The sequence below is a fragment of the Nonomuraea sp. NPDC049725 genome (genome assembly GCF_040674795.1).
GTDB classification, from domain to species: domain Bacteria; phylum Actinomycetota; class Actinomycetes; order Streptosporangiales; family Streptosporangiaceae; genus Nonomuraea; species Nonomuraea ceibae.
Window position 1 is genome coordinate 355,203 of record NZ_JBFANJ010000009.1, and the last position, 16,481, is coordinate 371,683.

The 16,481-nt window shown below is 71.3% G+C and carries 15 protein-coding genes; 12 read left to right on the forward strand and 3 right to left on the reverse strand.

The features are described from left to right. Positions 1-27 precede the first annotated feature (27 nt). The 7 genes from AB0J53_RS25035 to AB0J53_RS25065 are packed head-to-tail and all read left to right on the forward strand — an operon-like array spanning position 28 to position 7,347. Positions 28-1,386, forward strand: a complete 1,359-nt coding sequence (locus tag AB0J53_RS25035; protein WP_364176316.1) for a sugar ABC transporter substrate-binding protein — start codon at positions 28-30, stop codon at positions 1,384-1,386. Positions 1,387-1,391: 5 nt separating this feature from the next. After that, on the forward strand, positions 1,392-2,267 hold the full coding sequence (locus tag AB0J53_RS25040) for a sugar ABC transporter permease (RefSeq protein ID WP_308126029.1): 876 nt from the start codon (positions 1,392-1,394) through the stop codon (positions 2,265-2,267). Then, the gene (locus tag AB0J53_RS25045) at positions 2,261-3,079 is read left to right on the forward strand and encodes a carbohydrate ABC transporter permease (RefSeq protein WP_364176320.1); all 819 of its coding nucleotides are present in this window, start codon (positions 2,261-2,263) and stop codon (positions 3,077-3,079) included. The genes AB0J53_RS25040 and AB0J53_RS25045 overlap by 7 nt, the downstream gene beginning before the upstream one ends. A 7-nt stretch (positions 3,080-3,086) precedes the next feature. Further along, positions 3,087-4,247 (forward strand): mandelate racemase/muconate lactonizing enzyme family protein, encoded by a 1,161-nt coding sequence (locus AB0J53_RS25050; RefSeq protein WP_364176323.1) that lies wholly within the window; start codon positions 3,087-3,089, stop codon positions 4,245-4,247. 13 nt (positions 4,248-4,260) lie between these two features. After that, entirely contained in the window at positions 4,261-4,926 is a 666-nt protein-coding gene (locus AB0J53_RS25055; RefSeq protein ID WP_219510553.1) for a GntR family transcriptional regulator, read from the forward strand. Next, a complete protein-coding gene (locus AB0J53_RS25060) occupies positions 4,919-6,322 on the forward strand; it encodes an NAD-dependent succinate-semialdehyde dehydrogenase (protein WP_364176326.1) in 1,404 nt (467 codons plus the stop codon). The genes AB0J53_RS25055 and AB0J53_RS25060 overlap by 8 nt, the downstream gene beginning before the upstream one ends. 11 nt (positions 6,323-6,333) lie before the next feature. Beyond that, entirely contained in the window at positions 6,334-7,347 is a 1,014-nt protein-coding gene (locus AB0J53_RS25065; protein ID WP_364176329.1) for a DUF2804 domain-containing protein, read from the forward strand. A gap of 35 nt (positions 7,348-7,382) precedes the next feature. Here the strand turns inward: AB0J53_RS25065 and AB0J53_RS25070 are convergent, their stop codons facing one another. Then, entirely contained in the window at positions 7,383-8,093 is a 711-nt protein-coding gene (locus AB0J53_RS25070) for an FCD domain-containing protein (protein ID WP_219510550.1), read from the reverse strand. Positions 8,094-8,243: 150 nt separating this feature from the next. Between AB0J53_RS25070 and AB0J53_RS25075 the strand changes: the two genes are divergently transcribed. Genes AB0J53_RS25075 through AB0J53_RS25095 form a run of 5 tightly spaced genes read left to right on the forward strand, consistent with a single transcriptional unit; the run spans position 8,244 to position 14,650 of the window. Further along, the gene (locus AB0J53_RS25075; protein ID WP_364176332.1) at positions 8,244-9,851 is read left to right on the forward strand and encodes an ABC transporter substrate-binding protein; all 1,608 of its coding nucleotides are present in this window, start codon (positions 8,244-8,246) and stop codon (positions 9,849-9,851) included. Positions 9,852-9,857: 6 nt separating this feature from the next. Beyond that, positions 9,858-10,817 (forward strand): ABC transporter permease, encoded by a 960-nt coding sequence (locus AB0J53_RS25080; RefSeq protein WP_364176335.1) that lies wholly within the window; start codon positions 9,858-9,860, stop codon positions 10,815-10,817. Beyond that, complete coding sequence (locus AB0J53_RS25085; protein WP_219510547.1) at positions 10,814-12,763, forward strand: dipeptide/oligopeptide/nickel ABC transporter permease/ATP-binding protein; 1,950 nt, start codon at positions 10,814-10,816, stop codon at positions 12,761-12,763. Before AB0J53_RS25080 ends, AB0J53_RS25085 begins: the two co-directional genes overlap by 4 nt. Beyond that, positions 12,756-13,745 carry an ABC transporter ATP-binding protein gene (locus tag AB0J53_RS25090; protein WP_219510546.1) on the forward strand — a complete coding sequence of 330 codons (990 nt, stop codon included), beginning with the start codon at positions 12,756-12,758 and terminating at the stop codon, positions 13,743-13,745. Before AB0J53_RS25085 ends, AB0J53_RS25090 begins: the two co-directional genes overlap by 8 nt. After that, on the forward strand, positions 13,742-14,650 hold the full coding sequence (locus AB0J53_RS25095; protein ID WP_219510545.1) for a dihydrodipicolinate synthase family protein: 909 nt from the start codon (positions 13,742-13,744) through the stop codon (positions 14,648-14,650). The genes AB0J53_RS25090 and AB0J53_RS25095 overlap by 4 nt, the downstream gene beginning before the upstream one ends. A 3-nt stretch (positions 14,651-14,653) precedes the next feature. Here the strand turns inward: AB0J53_RS25095 and AB0J53_RS25100 are convergent, their stop codons facing one another. After that, entirely contained in the window at positions 14,654-15,607 is a 954-nt protein-coding gene (locus AB0J53_RS25100) for a sugar kinase (RefSeq protein WP_364176339.1), read from the reverse strand. Beyond that, positions 15,604-16,365: an IclR family transcriptional regulator gene (locus AB0J53_RS25105; protein WP_357592821.1), complete on the reverse strand. Its 762-nt coding sequence runs from the start codon at positions 16,363-16,365 to the stop codon at positions 15,604-15,606. The genes AB0J53_RS25100 and AB0J53_RS25105 overlap by 4 nt, the downstream gene beginning before the upstream one ends. Between the last annotated feature and the right edge of the window lie 116 nt (positions 16,366-16,481).

The following is a 16,481-nucleotide window of genomic DNA, read 5'->3' on the forward strand; positions in this document are numbered from 1 at the left end:
ACCCCCATTTCCCCCGGAGGAGAAGTCTTGAAAAGCACCCGCCTGGTCGCGGCCGTAGCCGTGCTCGGTCTGGCCGTCGCGGCCTGCGGCTCGTCGGCCGAGGAGGTCCCGGCAGACGGCGGCGGGCTCGGCACCGCGCAGCAGCCCGTGTCGATCCGCGTGATCGCCAACGACGCGTTCGCCAAGCAGTGGCAGGACAAGCTCGTGCCGGAGTTCAACAAGAAGTATCCGAACATCAAGGTCACCATCGACGGCATCCCGTACAACGACCAGCTCGCCAAGACCATGCTGGAGCTGACCGGCACCACCGCCACCTACGACGCGGTGCTCGCCGACGACCCGTGGATCCCGCAGCTCGCCAAGACCGGCGCCCTCTACGACCTCAAGGGCCAGGAACTGGCCAAGTGGAACGACCCCGAGTATGACTGGGCCGACTTCCACGCGACGCCGCTCGCCGCGGGGGAGTGGGAGGGCAAGCAGTACGCGGTGCCCGTCCGCTCCAACCTGCTGCTGATGTTCTACAACAAGTCGCTCTACAAGAAGGCCGGGGTCGCCGAGCCGACCGCCGAGACCACCTGGGAGCAGTACTTCGCGGACGCCCAGAAGCTCGTCCAGGACACCGACGGCGACGGCAAGACCGACTCGTGGGCCGTGGGCACGTACTTCACCAAGGACCCGCTGACCCCCACCGTGTGGCAGACCGTGCTCAACTCCAACGGCGGCAAGCTGCTCGACGACAAGATGCAGGTCGCCTTCGCCGGCGAGGCCGGGGTCAAGGCGCTGCAGACGCAGGTCGACATGCTCAAGTACGCGCCTCCCGGGGCCTCCACCTACCAGTTCAACGAGCCGCTGGAGGCGTTCCGGCAGGGCAAGACGGCCACCATGTTCATGTGGGGCAGCGTCTTCAAGGGCACGGCCGTCGACAAGGAGACCACCACGCTGACCCCCGAGGAGGTCGGCATCACCACGATGCCCGCGGGCACCGCCGGGCCCGGCGCGCACCGCGGCATCTGGTCGGCGGGCATCTCCAAGAAGTCCGAGCACCCGGCCGCCGCCTGGACGTGGCTGCAGTGGGTGACCTCCAAGCAGGGCGAGCAGTTCGTCGGCAAGGAGTTCGGCACCTTCCCGGCGCGTAACTCCACCCTCGACGGCACCCCGCCCGCCGAGTGGGCCGGGCCGGTCTACCAGGCGCTCAAGGACGGCTACGAGGTCGCGAGCAAGGGCCAGATGTGGCGGCCCAGGCTGCCCGAGTCCGACGCCGTCCAGCAGATCCTGGCGCTGCAGACCAGCCGGGCCATGTCCGGCCAGGCGACCTCCCAGCAGGCGATCGACCAGGCCGCGAAGGAGATCACCGAGCTGCTGAAGACCAAGGGCTACGGCCAGTGAGACGCGTGAGGCTGGGAGAGCCGGGCACCGCCTGGCTCTTCCTCACCCCGGCCCTGGTCCTGCTGGCGGGCATGCTGCTCTACCCGATCTTCTACACGCTCTGGGTGAGCATGTCCGACTTCGACCTGGCCACCTTCCAGCCGACGGGCTGGGTCGGCTGGCGCAACTACGAGGCGGTGCTGAACGACCCCGGCTTCCTGGAGTCGCTGCGGGTCACGGCCGTCTACCTGGTGATCGCGCTGCCGCTGCAGATGGTGCTCGGGTTCGCGATCGCGTTCCTGCTGAACGTGCCCTGGCGGGGGCGCGGGGTGCTGCGGGCGCTGTTCCTCATCCCGATGGTGGTGGCGCCGGTCGTCGCGGGCGGCGTCTGGCGGATGCTGCTCGACCCGCTCTGGGGCGTGGTCAACTACACGCTCGGGCTGGTCGGCATCGGGCCCGTCGAGTGGATCGGCGACCCGGTGCTCGCGATGGCCAGCGTGATCATCATCGACACGTGGCGGTGGACGCCGTTCGTGGTGCTGATCGCCTCCGCCGGGATCATGGCGCTGCCCGGTGACGTGTACGAGGCGGCCAAGTCCGACGGCGCCGGCAGGTGGGCCACGCTGCGGCACGTGACGCTGCCGCTGCTCGTGCCGGTGATGGCGGCGGCGTTCGTGGTGCGCTGGCTGGGCGCGGTCAAGATGTTCGACATCGCGCTGGCCGCCACCAAGGGCGGGCCGGGGAACGCGACGAACGTGGTCAACCTCTACATCTACGAGAAGGGGTTCAGGAGCCTGGAGTTCGGCTCGGCGTCCTCGATGGCCACGATCGTGCTCGTCGTCACGATGCTCATCACCTTTGTCCTGTTCCGCGTGAGCCGGCGTCTGGAGAACCGATGGTGAGAAGGTACGCGGCCATCGCCGGGGCGATCCTGGTGACGCTGGCCTTCCTGTTCCCCGTCCTCTACATGGTGAGCATCTCGTTCAAGCTGCCCAAGGACATCTTCACGGTGCCGCCCCGGTGGCTCAGCGAGTTCACGCTCGACAACTACGTCAGCTACTTCCACCAGGCGCGCATCCTGCCCCGGATCGTCAACACGATCATCATCGCGGTGGGCGCCTCGGCCATCTCCATGATCGCCGGCTCGATGGCCGGCTACGCGCTGTCGCGGATGAGGATGCGCGGCGCCGGCGTCGTCGGCGGGCTCATCCTCGCCTCCCGCGCGGTGCCGCCGATCGCGCTGGTCGTGCCGCTGTTCCTGGTCGCCAGGAAGCTCGGGCTCACCGACCAGTACATCACCGTCATCCTCGCGTACGTGACCTTCCTCGTGCCGTACGTGGTGTGGCTGATGCGGGCGTTCTTCCGCGGCCTGCCCAAGGAGCTGGAGGAGGCCGCGATGATCGACGGGTGCTCCCGGTTCGGTGCGTTCTTCCGCGTCATCGTGCCGACGAGCATCACCGGGCTGGTCTCGACGCTGATCTTCTGCATCATCCTGGCCTGGGAGGAGCTGCTGTTCGCGCTCATCCTCACCAACGACAGGGCGGTCACCATCCCGGTGGCGATCGCCGGCATCGCGGCCGACACCGAGAAGGGCGGGATGTGGGGGCCGCTGGCCGCGGTCGGCGTGCTGACCGTGCTGCCCGTCGTGGTGTTCGCGCTGCTCGTGCAGAAGTACCTGATCAAGGGTCTCGCGGACGGCGCGACCAAGGGGTGATGGGCCGATGAGGATCACAGACGTGCGCGCTCGCGTCATCGAGCTGCCCTACCCCCGGCCGTTCGTGCCGTCGTGGGCGCCGGAGGGCGCGCACCGGGCCATGTCGGCCGTCATCGTCGAGGTCGAGACCGACGAGGGCATCGTCGGCGTGTCCGGCGGCGACATGGGCCACGGCACCGGGCCGATGCTGCTGGAGGCGATCCGCGGCTGGATCCGGCCGCAGCTCGTGGGCCTGGACGCCTTCGCCACCACGCACGTCGCCAACCGGCTGCGGTACGTGGCCGAGTACGTCTTCCCGAGGCCGTGGGTCGTCGGCGTCGCCGTGTGGGACGCCGTCGGCAAGGCGTGCGGGCAGCCGCTGTACAAGCTGTGGGGCGGGCACGCGGGAGCCGTCCGCGCCTACGCGAGCTTCGGCGAGGTCCGCACCCCCGAGCAGCGGGTCGAGGACAGCCTCAAGGCCGTCGCCGCAGGGTTCCAGGGCATCAAGCTGCGCGTCCACGCCAAGACCATCGCCGAGGACGTGGCCCAGGTCGCCGCCGTGCGCGAGGCCGTCGGCCCCGGCGTGGCCCTCATGGTCGACGCCAACCAGGCCGCCGCCCGCTGGCGTTACGCCCCTGATGGCACCCGGCTGATCTGGGACTACGACCGGGCGCTCACCACGGCCAGGGAGCTGGCCGGTCTCGGCGTCGCCTGGCTGGAGGAGCCGCTGCCCCGGCACGACTACCGCACGCTGTGCGAGCTGACCGCGGCCTCGCCGATCCCGATCGCGGGCTGCGAGCACAACCGCGGCATCGGCCAGCTCGTGCGCATGCTGGAGGACGGCTGTTTCGACATCTTCCAGCCGGACGCGAACGAGAGCGAGGAGATCGGCGCGCTGCGCGACTTCGGCGCGATGGCCGCCGCCCGGCAGCGCAAGGTGATCCCGCACGCCTGGGCCACCGGCCTCGGCGTGGCCGGCAACCTGCAGCTCTGCGCCTCGCTGCCGAACTGCGACTGGCTGGAGTACCCCTACGATCCGCCGGTGATCGTCCCGGAGGTGTTCCACGCCATGCTGACCGCACCGCTGCTGCCCGATTCCTCCGGTCTCGTAGCCGTTCCGGAAGGACCCGGACTCGGTGTAGAGCTTGATCATGCGGCGATCGAGCCGCTCACCGTCCAGCGGGTCTGAAGGGCTCCCCACCATGGCCGAATCGCGTTCCCCGTTCCGCACCAAGGCGGATCTGGCCGCCGAGCACATCAAGCACCTGATCATGACCGGTGAGGCGCCTCCCGGCACGAAGATCACCACCCGGGTGGTGGCCGAGGCGGTCGGCATCAGCGAGACGCCCGTGCGCGAGGCCATCAAGCAGCTCTGCTCGGAGGAGTGGCTGGTCGAACGCCCGCACGTGGGCGCCGTCGTCGCCGCGTTCACCGTCGAGAACGTGCGCGAGCTCTACAGCGTGCGGGCCGCGCTGACCGCGCTCGCGCTGGAGCTGGACGGCCGCCCGCTGGCCGGCGAGCGGCTGGCCGAGGTCGACGCGGTGCTCGCCGAGTGCGAGATCGCCGTCGGCGCCGGTGACGTGGCCGCGTTCGCCCGGCTCAACCGGCGCTTCCACTCGCTGCTGTGCGACACCGAGAACAGCAAGCTCACCCACCGCATGCTGCAGGGCCTGTGGGCCAGGACGGAGACCGCCCAGCGCGGCTTCCGCCTGGTCCCGTGGCGGCTGCCCGAATCGCACGCCGAGCACGTCGCCATAAGGAACGCCCTGGTGGCCGGCGACATCTCGCTGGCCAGCGAGCTGCAGCACGCGCACGAGATGGCCGCCATGAAGGCGCTGATCGAAGGAATCCAGGAGACACATGGCTGACACACGACGGGCGCTCATCGGGGCCGACTGGCGGGAGGCCGGCGGCACGTTCACCGTGTACGCGCCCGCCACCGGCGAGCCGCTGGCCGAGGTCGCCGACTGCGGCCCGGAGCTGACCGGGCAGGCGATCGACGCCGCCTGCGCCGCGCTGCCGGGCTGGCGGGCCATGCCCGCGCACGAGCGGGCCGACCTCATGCGCGCCGCCGCCCGGGAGCTGGCGGCCCGCGCCGGCGCGATCGGCGCGGTCATGACGGCCGAACAGGGCAAACCGCTCGCCGAGGCGACCGGCGAGGTGCTGTCCGGCGCCGACCACCTGCTGTGGGCCGCCGAGGAGACCCGCCGCCTCTACGGCGAGACCGTGCCGGGCGCGCACGCCGACAACCGGATCTGGCTGCTGCCCGAGCCCGTGGGCGTGGTCGCCGGCATCACGCCGTGGAACTTTCCCGTCTCGATGATCACGCGCAAGCTCGGCCCGGCGCTCGCCGCGGGCTGCACGGTCGTGCTCAAGCCCGCCGAGCTGACCCCGCTGTCGGCCGTCGCCGTCGCCGAGGCGTTCGTCGCCGCCGGGCTGCCGCCGGGTGTGTTCAACCTCGTCACCACGTCGCGCCCGGCCGCGTTCGGGGCCGCCGTGATGGCCGACCCGCGCGTGCGCAAGGTGTCGTTCACCGGCTCCACCGAGGTCGGCAGGGAGCTGATCAGGCAGAGCGCCCATGACGTCAAACGGCTCAGCGTCGAGCTCGGCGGGCATGCGCCCGTGCTCGTCTTCCCCGACGCCGACCCGGTGGCCGCCGCGCGGGCCGTGGCCCGCAGCAAGTTCCTCAACGCCGGCCAGGCGTGCACCTCGCCCAACCGGATCTTCGTGCACTCCTCGCTGAGCGCCGCCTTCACCGCCGAGCTCGTCCGGCAGGCCGAGGCCGCCGAGCTGGGCCCGCTCATCGACGAACGGGCCGTCGCCAAGGTCGCCAGGCACGTCGAGGACGCCCTGGCCCACGGCGCGAAGGCGCTGACCGGCGGGGTCCACCCCGGCGGTGCTGGAACGTTCTACCCGGCGACCGTGCTCGGCGGCGTCACCGAGGACATGCTCGTCTGCCGCGAGGAGACGTTCGGGCCGGTCGCCCCGGTGCTGGAGTTCGACGACTGCGACACGGTCGTCGAACGCGCCAACGCGACCCCGTACGGGCTGACCGCCTATGTGTGGACCAACGACCTGAGCAGGACCGTCCGGGTGGCCGAGGAGCTGCAGTTCGGCATGGTCACCGTCAACGGCGGGCCGCTCGCGCCGCCGCAGGCGCCGTTCGGCGGCGTGAAGAGCAGCGGCTACGGCCGCGAGGGCGGGCACCACGGGGTGGCCGACTACCTGGAGTACAAGTACCTCAGCATCGGGCTGGGGCGATGACGGAGAGCACGATGAACACGAGCCCGCGCGCGGTCGCCGAGCGCGAGATCACCAGCCGGGTCGACCTGTGCCTGCCCGACGGGCGGCTCAACCCCGCCGCCGTCGGCTGGAGCCGCACCCCGCTGCACCGCGCCAACCTCCGAGGCTGGGGCCGCACCATGCGCTGGGACTACTGGTGCGTGACCAGTCCCGGCCAGGTGTTCGCGTTCAGCGCCAGCAGCCTCGACTACCTGGCGGGCGAGTCGGCGTTCTTCCTGGACCGCCGCACCGGCGAGCAGGTGACCAGCAAGGGCCTGCTCGTCCCGGCCCGGGGCGTGTCGTTCTCCGCGCGCAGCGGCGAGGGCAGCGTCCGCATCGGCGCGGGTCCGGTGCGGATCAGCGTGGACGAGACGGCCGACGGCACCCGGCTGCGGCTGAAGTCCGCCGAGATGGAGGCCGACCTGCTCGTGCACCGGGTGCCGGGCCGCGAGAGCCTGTCGCTGGTGGTGCCGTGGAGCACCCGCCGCTTCCAGTACACGGTCAAGGACGTGGGCCGCCCCGCCGAGGGCACCGTGCGCGTCAACGGCAGGACGTACGCGTTCGCCGCCGGCGACGCGCTGGCCACGCTCGACCTCGGCCGGGGCCGCTGGCCCGGCGAGATCCTGTGGAACTGGGGCGCCGCCTCGGGCCGCCCCGGCGGCCGGGACGTGGCCGTGCAGCTCGGCGGCAAGTGGACCGACGGCACCGGCAGCGTCGAGAACGCGCTCATCCTCGACGGCCGGGTGCACAAGATCAGCGAGGAGCTGGTCTGGCGCTACGACACCACCGACTGGAACGCGCCGTGGCGCATCACCGGTGACCGGGTGGACCTGGAGTTCGTCCCCGAGCACGTCCGCGAGGCCGACATCAAGCGCGCCCTCTACATGCGCACCCGGGAGGCCCAGGCGTTCGGCCACTACCAGGGCACGGTCGTGGCCGACGACGGCGAGGTCGTGGAGATCTCCGGCCTGTACGGATGGGCCGAAGAGGTCTACCGGCGCTGGTGACGACACCCCCGGCCGAGGGAGGCCGGGGGCGGGGGTCAGGTGAGGGTGAGGCGGGCCAGGCGGTTGCGGACGCCGTCGAAGTGGGCGATGACGGCCGTGACCGCCGCCGGCTTGTCGGCCGCCTGGACCGCCACGTAGATGTCGCGGTGGCGGCGGGCGACGTCGGCGGGGGACTCGTCCGGGGCGCCGAGATGGTCGCGCAACTGGTGGTAGACGTCCCAGAACGCGCCGAGGAGCTGGCTGACGACGGGGTTGCCGAGCGGCCGGTAGAGCAGGTCGTGGAAGAGCCGGTCGGTCTCGGGGGAGATGTCGTCCACCAGCGCTTCGGCCTCCATGCGGGCCATGACGTCGGCGACGGCGGTGAGGTCGGCGGCGTCGCCCAGGTCGATGAGCCGCTGGACCAGGCCGACTTCGAGGATCTCGCGGATCTCGATGAGGTTGGCCAGGGCGTTGCGGCCGTTCTGGAGCGTGATGCGGCTGTGGAAGGTCAGCTCGTCGACTAACCCGGCGAGCGACATGCGGCCGACGAACATGCCGAAGCCGTGGCGGATGTCGACGATGCCGACGGCTTGCAGGGCCTTCAGCGCCTCCCTGACCGAGTTGCGGCTGATGCGCAGTTCTTCCATCAGCTCGGATTCGGTGGGCAGGGGGTCGCCCGCCTTGAGCCCGCGCTTGAGGATGAGCTCCTTGACGCCCTCCTGGGCCTCGACGGCACGGCTGAGCCGTGAGCGCGGGGCAGTGGTCATGAAAGATCCCTTCTCTGCGGACTGGTGCGTAACATTCCGGAAACCTCCTGTTGACCGCAACCAGGCCTCGCATCTAGCGTCCACCTTACGCAAAAGATAGGACATGGGATGTCCCACGTTCTACGTTGGGCTACCCCCCGGGAGGCATCCGTGAGCCCTGAGTTCAGCCGCCGCGACTTCTTGCGTTACAGCGGAGCGACAGGGGCGGCCGCGATCATCGCGTCCACTCTGGCCGCATGCAGCGGAGGCCCGGCTTCGACCGGCTCGGTCGGCGCGGGATCCAACAAAGACCTGATCACCGCCGTCATCGGCTACGGCAACGACCAGAGCTGGGACCCGACGCAGACCGCCTCGGCCTTCGCCATGGCCGGCATCACCCACATCTACGAGGGCCTGCTCGACACCGACCCCATCACCCGCGAGCCGTACCCGGCGCTGGCCACGGCCCTGCCCGACGACCTGAACGCCACCACGTGGAAGTTCACGCTGCGCGAGGGCGCCAAGTGGCACGACGGGCAGCCGGTCACCGCCGACGACGTGGTGTTCACCTTCGAGCGGGTGCTCGACCCCGAGGCCAACGTGCTCGTCGGCAACTTCTTCCGCTCCTGGCTGGAGGAGGTCAAGAAGGTCGACGACCGCACGGTGGAGCTCGTCTTCAAGTTCGCCTTCCCGGACGCGGCGCCCCGGCTCACCATCGCCAAGATCATGCCGAAGCACGTCTTCTCCCAGCCGGGAGCGTGGGACCAGGCCAAGAGCGGCAAGGCCGTCGGCTCGGGCCCGTACAAGATGACCGCGCACAACCCCAAGTCCAACACCTCGTTCGAGGCGTTCGACGGCTACAACGGGCCCCGGCCCGCGACGGTCAAGCAGATGAACTGGCTGACGATCGTCGACGCGGCCGCCCGGGTCGCGAAGATCTCCGGCGGCTCGGCGGAGGCGCAGATCGCCGACAACATCCCGTACGCCAACGTCGACCAGCTCAAGCAGCAGGGGCTGACGGTCGAGGGCGGCGCGGGCATGAACCACATGTTCCTGATGTTCAACACGGGCACCAAGCCGTTCGACGACGTGCGCGTACGGCAGGCGCTGCACTACGCGATCGACAAGAAGAAGATGATCGACGTGGCGCTCAAGGGCCACGGCACCGCCTCCAGCTCCTTCCTCAACGAGGGGCACCCCGACCACAAGCGGGCCGCGGTCGTCTACGACTACGACCCGGACAAGGCCAAGGCGCTGCTGAAGGAGGCCGGGGTCAGCAACCTGACGGTCAACCTCATGGCCGTCAACGTGAGCTGGATCGCCGACTGCCTGCCGACCATCGCCGCCTCGTGGGAGGCGATCGGCGTCAAGACGACGCTGGAGCCGCAGGACACGGCGGCGCTGTTCACCAAGATGGACCAGTTCCAGGACTACCAGGTGGTCGCGGCGGCCTCGAACCCCAACCAGTTCGGCATGGACGCCGACCTGATCCTGCGTTACAACTTCGTCGAGGGCGGGCTCTGGATGAAGTACGCCCACTTCGACGGCAGCAAGGACGCCAAGGCCCTGTTCGCGATGATGGACGAGGCCACCAAGGAGCCGGACAAGGCAGCCAAGGCCGCCAAGGTCCAGAAATATCTGGACGTCATCGCCGAGCAGGCCGTCCTCTACCCCGTCGTCCACACCGAGCTGATGACCGCCTGGGACCCCAAGAAGGTCTCCGGCGTCCGGGCGCAGGCATACCCCGGCATCAACCTGCTCCAGGCCAAGCGCATCTGAGCCGCCATGATCCTGATCGCCAGAATGCTCGCGCGGCGGGTGCTGATCCTGATCCCGCTGGTGCTCGGCGTCGTCGCGTTCGTGTTCATCGTGATGCGCTTCTCCAACAGCAAGCCGGAGTACGCCTACTTCCAGGGCGCGAACCCGACCGCCGAGCAGATCCGCCAGTTCCAGCTGGAGAACGGCCTGCTGGACCCGCTGCCGCTGCGATACGTCCGATTCGTCGGCGACCTGCTGCAAGGGGACATGGGCACCAGCGTGCTCACCAAGAAGCCGGTGATCGAGTCGATCGCCACGGCGCTGCCGCTGACGCTCCAGCTCACGTTCCTGGGCCTGGCGGTCGGGATCGTGCTGTCGCTGGTGTTCGGAGTCGCCGGCGCGCTGTTCCGCGACCGCTGGCCGGACCAGGTGATCCGCATGGTGTCGCTGGTCGGCGTGGCGGCCCCGTCGTTCTGGCTGGCGCTGCTCATGATCCAGTGGCTGGCGGTGGGGGAGGGCCTGTTCCCGACAGGCGGCTACATCAACCCGGCCGACTCCTTCGGCGGCTGGCTGCGCTCGATGACGCTGCCCGCCCTGTCACTGTCGCTGCCGATCGCCGCCCAGCTCATCCGCATCATCCGCACCTCGATGGTGGAGGAGCTGGACCGCGACTACGTCCGCACCGCGATCGGCAGCGGCCTGCCGCCGATCGTCGTCGTCGGCCGCAACGTGCTGCGCAACGCGCTCATCAACCCGCTGACCGTGCTCGGCCTGCGCATCGGCTACCTGATCGGCGGCACCGTCGTCATCGAGACGATCTACGGGCTGCCCGGCATGGGCCAGCTCATGATCAACGCGGTGCGTGACGGCGACCCCGCCGTGGTGCAGGGCGTGGTGCTGACGATCGCGGTCGGCTTCATGGTCGTCAACCTCGTGGTCGACGTCCTCTACCTGCTGGTCAACCCCCGGCTCAGGAGTGCCGCATGAGACGAGGACTGGCGGAACGCCTGTCGAGGCCGGGCGTGGGATTCAGGAGGCTGCCGCCGCTGTCGTGGCTGGCCGTCGGCATCGTGGTCGTCGTCGTGCTGGCGGCGCTGTTCGCGCCGCTCCTCGCCCCGTACTCGCCGTACTTCCAGGCCACCACCGGCGGCGGCCCGTCGGCCGAGCACTGGATGGGGCTCGACAGCGCCAACCGCGACATCCTGTCCAGACTGCTGTACGGGGCCCGCTGGTCGCTGATCATCGGCCTGGGCGCGACCGGCCTGGCGCTGGTCGCCGGGGCCGTGATCGGCGCGGTCGCGGCCACCTCCCGCCGGGCCGTCGACGAGACCATCATGCGGCTGCTCGACGTCATCATGGCCTTCCCCGGCATCGCGCTGGCCGCGGTGCTGGTGGCGGTGTTCGGCGGCAGCATCCCGGTGCTGGTCATGGCCATGGCGTTCCTCTACATGCCGTCCGTGGCCCGGGTCGTGCGCGCCAACGTGCTGGCCCAGTACGGCGAGGACTACGTCGCCGCCGAACGCATCATCGGCGCGCGCACCCCGCACATCATCATCAAGCACGTCGCGATCAACTGCGCCGCCCCGGTGCTGGTCTTCTGCACGGTGATGGTGGCCGACGCGATCGTGTTCGAGGCGTCGCTGTCGTTCATCGGCGCCGGCGTGCGCCCGCCCGACCCGTCGTGGGGCAGCGTCATCGCCGACGGCAAGAACCTGGTGCTGCTCGGCGGCTGGTGGGCCACGGTCTTCCCCGGCCTGCTCATCCTGATCACCGTGCTGGCGCTGAACATCCTGTCCGAAGGCATCTCCGACGCCTGGGCCGCCCCGGCCGCCCGCAAGAGCGCCGTCCGCAAGGACGACGACGCCTTCGAGCAGGCCCGGCCCGGCTCCGGCGAGATCGTCGAACTGCCCGGCCTGGCCGAGGCCGCGCGCCGGCTCGCCGAACGGGCCCGCCCGCTGCCGGCCGGCCCGCCGATCCTGTCGGTCACCGACCTGCGCATCGGCTTCGACGCCGGAGTGGACATCGTCGACGGCATCTCCTTCGACGTACGGCCCGGCGAGGTCCTGGGCCTGGTCGGCGAGTCGGGCTGCGGCAAGTCGCTGACGGCGCTGACCGTCATGGGCCTGCAACCGGCGAACGCCCGCGTCAGCGGCGAGATCGTCTTCGACGGGCAGCACCTGCTGACGATGCCGCGCAAGGCACGCAGGAAGCTGCTCGGCCACGACATGGCGATGATCTACCAGGACGCGCTCTCCTCGCTGAACCCGGCCATGACCATCAAGGCCCAGCTCAAGCAGGTCTGCCGGCGCGGCGGCCGGCGCACCCCCGCCGAGCTGCTGGAACTCGTCGGCCTGGACGCGCGCCGCACGCTGACGTCCTACCCGCACGAGCTGTCCGGCGGGCAGCGGCAGCGGGTGCTGATCGCGATGGCGCTGTCGCGCGAGCCCAAACTGATCGTCGCCGACGAGCCCACCACCGCGCTCGACGTGACCGTCCAGGCGCAGGTCATCGAGCTGCTGCTGAAGCTGCGCGAGGAGCTCGGGTTCGCGCTCATCCTCGTCTCCCACGACCTGGCGCTGGTCGCCGACGTCACCGACCGGGTGGTCGTCATGTACGGCGGCCAGATCGTGGAGACCGGCGTCACCGCCGAACTCGTCGGAGCGCCGGCCCACCACTACGCCCGCGGACTCCTCGGCTCGGTGCTGTCGCTGGAGTCGGGGGCCGAACGGCTCACGCAGATCCGCGGCGTGGTGCCCTCGCCCGCCGACTTCCCGGCGGGCTGCCGGTTCGCCGACCGGTGCCCGATGGCCTCCGAGGTGTGCCGTACGGACGCGCCCGTGCTGACGGGCGACGACCGCAGGCACACGGTGGCCTGCCATCACCCGGCCGTGGTCCTCACCGGAAGCCAGCAGGGGAGCGAGCAGCATGCTTGAGCTGAAGGACGTGCACGTCGTGCACAAGGCCCGCTCGGGCGGCCTGTTCTCGCGCGACCGGGTCCACGCCCTCACCGGCGCGGACCTCGTGGTCGGCGCGGGCGAGACCGTCGGTGTCGTGGGCGAGTCCGGCTGCGGCAAGTCCACGCTGGCCAAGGTGCTGGTCGGGCTGCAACGGCCGACCTCCGGGACGGTGTCGTTCCGGGGCCGCGACCTGTGGGGGCTGAAGGAGTCCGAACGCCGCTCGCTCATCGGCACCGGCGTCGGCATGGTCTTCCAGGACCCGTCCACCGCGCTGAACCGGCGGCTGCCGGTCCGCCAGGTGCTGCGCGACCCGCTCAACGTGCACCGGCGCGGCACCCCGGCCCAGCGTGACGCCCGCGTGCGCGAGCTGCTGCAGCTCGTCGGGCTGCCCTCCGGCGCCGCCGACGCGCTGCCCAGCCAGCTCTCCGGCGGGCAGCGGCAGCGGGTGGCCGTCGCCCGCGCGCTCGCCCTGGAGCCGGAGCTGATCGTCGCCGACGAGCCGACCAGCGCGCTCGACGTGTCGGTGCGGGCGCAGATCCTCAACCTGCTGCTCGACCTGAAGGAGCGGCTGGGGCTGGCCCTGGTGTTCGTCTCGCACGACATCCAGACGGTCCGCCGGATGAGCGACCGCGTCGTCACCATGTATCTGGGCCGCATCGTCGAGCAGACGCCCGCCGAGGCGCTCCCTCTCGGCGCGCGGCACCCGTACACCCGGGCCCTGTTCTCGGCCACGCCGGGCCTGATCTCGCCGATCAACCCGATCCCGCTGGTCGGCGCGGTGCCGTCGGCGACCAGGCCGCCGAGCGGCTGCCCGTTCCGGACCCGCTGCTGGCGGGCCGACGACGCGTGCGCGGCCGCCTGGCCGGCCGCCGTCACCGACGCCGACCACCTCTACCACTGCCACCACCCGGTGGCGGCCGGCGCCACCGACCTCGAACTGATTCAGGAGCGTGTATGACCCCCCTCACCGGAGTGATTCCCCCGGTTTGCACACCGTTGACCCCCGGGGGTGAGGTGGACGCCCGGTCGCTGACGCGGCTGGTGGACCATCTGCTGGAGGGCGGCGTGGACGCGCTGTTCGTGCTGGGGTCGTCCTCCGAGGTGGCCTACCTGACCGACGCGCAGCGCCGGGTGGTGCTCGACACGGTGATCGGGCACGTGGGCGGCCAGGTGCCGGTGCTGGCCGGGGTGATCGACATGACCACGCCCCGGGTGCTGGAGCACGCCGCCGTCGCGGCCGCGGCCGGGGCGTCCGGGCTGGTGGCGACGGCGCCGTTCTACACGCGCACGCATCCGGTGGAGATCGCCACGCACTTCCGCACGCTCGCGGCGCGCGGCGGGCTGCCGGTGTACGCCTACGACCTGCCCGTGTCGGTGCACACCAAGCTGAGCGCCGAGCTGCTGCTGGAGCTGGCCGCCGACGGGTCGCTGGCCGGGGTCAAGGACTCCAGCGGCGACGACGGCGGGCTGCGGCGGCTGATCCTCGGCAGGCGGCCGCCGTTCAGCGTGCTCACCGGGTCGGAGCTGACCGTGGACAGCGCGCTGTGGATGGGCGCCGACGGCGTGGTGCCCGGCCTGGGCAACGTGGACCCGCACGGCTACGTGAACCTGGTCCGCGCGGCCGGGCAGGGCGACTGGGAGGCGGCCAGGCGGGAACAGGAGCGCCTGGTCAGGCTGTTCGAGATCGTCCAGGTGGGCGGCTCGCGGATGGGCGGCAGCTCGGCGGGGCTGGGCGCGTTCAAGGCGGCCCTGCACCTGCGCGGCATCATCGACCACCCGGCCACGGCGGTCCCGCAGGTGCCGCTGAACGAGGACGAGACCGGCCGGATCGGCAAGCACCTGGCGGCGGCCGGTCTGCTGTAGGGGCTATCTGCTGACGCCGTCGCCCTGCCCGGTCAGCAGGCGCAGGTCGTCGCGGCGGGGCAGGCTCTCCCAGTCGCCCTGCGAGGTGACGGCGAACGCGCCGGCGGCGCACGCCATGTCGAGGCGCCGGTCCGGCGGGGCGTCGTCGAGCAGCCCGGCCAGCCATCCGGCGGCGAACCCGTCGCCGGCGCCGACCGGGTCGACCTCGGTGACCCGGTACGGCTCGGCCCGGCGCAGCACGCCGCCGGACAGCTCCAGCGCCCCGCGCGCGCCGAGCTTGACGAGCACGTGCGCGGGGCCGAGCGCGGCCAGCGCCCAGGCCAGCTCCTCGGGGCCGCCCGCGGTGTCGGGGCCGGTGACCAGGCGGCCCTCGGCCTCGGTGGCGAACAGCACGTCCACGTCGCCGACGGTCTCGCGCAGCCAGGCCCCGGCCTCCTGCGGGGTCCACAGCGCGCGGCGGTAGTTGACGTCCAGCGACACCGTCACCCCGGCGTCCCGCGCCAGCTTGACGGCGTGGCGTACGGTCTCGCGGGCGGTCGCGGACAGGGCGGGGGTGATCGCGGAGACGTGCAGCACCCGGGCGGCCCGGACGAGCGACGGGTCGAGGTCGTCGGGGGAGAGGCGGGACCCGGCGCTGCCGGTCCGGTAGTAGCTGACGTCGATGTGGTCGGCGGTGCGCCTGCCCTTGATCATCAGCCCGGTCGGCGCGCCGGGGTCGGGGACGGCGCGCACGTCGACGCCCTCGCCGGCCAAGGTCGAGCGGATCAGGTCGCCGAACTCGTCGGCGCCGACGCGCCCGATCCAGCAGGCCGGATGGCCCAGCCGCGCCACGCCGATCGCCACGTTGGACTCGGCCCCGCCCAGTCCCAGGTCGAAGTCCCGGGCGAAGCGCAGCGGCCCCGTGCGGCGGGCCGCGAACAGCGCCATGGTCTCGCCGAAGGTCACCAGTCCGGTCATCGCGTGGAGCCCAGCTTTCTCGAGATGCGCGCCGCCGCCCCCGCCACCAGCGGCCCCAGCTCGCGCACCCGCGCGGCGGTGATCCGCGAGGTGAGGCCGGAGACGGAGATGGCGGCGGTGACGGCGTCGTGGTGGTTGAAGATCGGCGCGCCGACGCAGCGCACCTCTGGTTCGTTCTCCCGATCGTCGACGGAGTAACCGCGCCTGCGCACGTTCGCCAGCTCGGCGCGCAGCCGGGCCGGGTCGGTGATCGTGTGCGGGGTGGCCCCGGGCAGGCCGGCGGCGACGACCTCCTCGACGGTCTCCTCGGGCTGCCAGGCCAGGATCGCCTTGCCGACGGCGGTGGAGTGGAGCGGGCCGCGGCTGCCGATGCGGGAGGCCATGCGGACGTTGGCCTGGTTCTCCACCTTGTCGATGTAGACGACGTGCGGCGGGTCGTAGACGACCAGGTGGACGGTCTCGCGCACCTCGCTCATGAGCCGGTGGGACTCCTCGGCGGCGACGGCGCGCAGGTCGAGCGACGACAGGTAGGACTGGCCGAGCCGGAGCGAGCCGTGGCCGAGCCGGTAGGCGCCGGTCTTCCTGTCGCGCTCCAGCAGGCGGGCGTCGACGAGCGGCGCGGCCAGCCGCAGCACGGTGCTCTTGGGCAGGCCGACGGCCTCGGCGAGCTGGGTCAGCGTGAGCCCGCTGTGGTCACGCACGTGCTCCAGCACCACCAGGGCGCGTCTGAGCGAGGCGGACTGGTTGCGTTCGGGCACACGCGCCAGCCTACGACAGGTTTCGGTTTTGCAACACAGCGTTGTGCAATGCAGAACAACTCCGACAGTCACTTCCCAGCTACCCGCCGCCTTCCTACTGTCACGGCGAGGAGGTA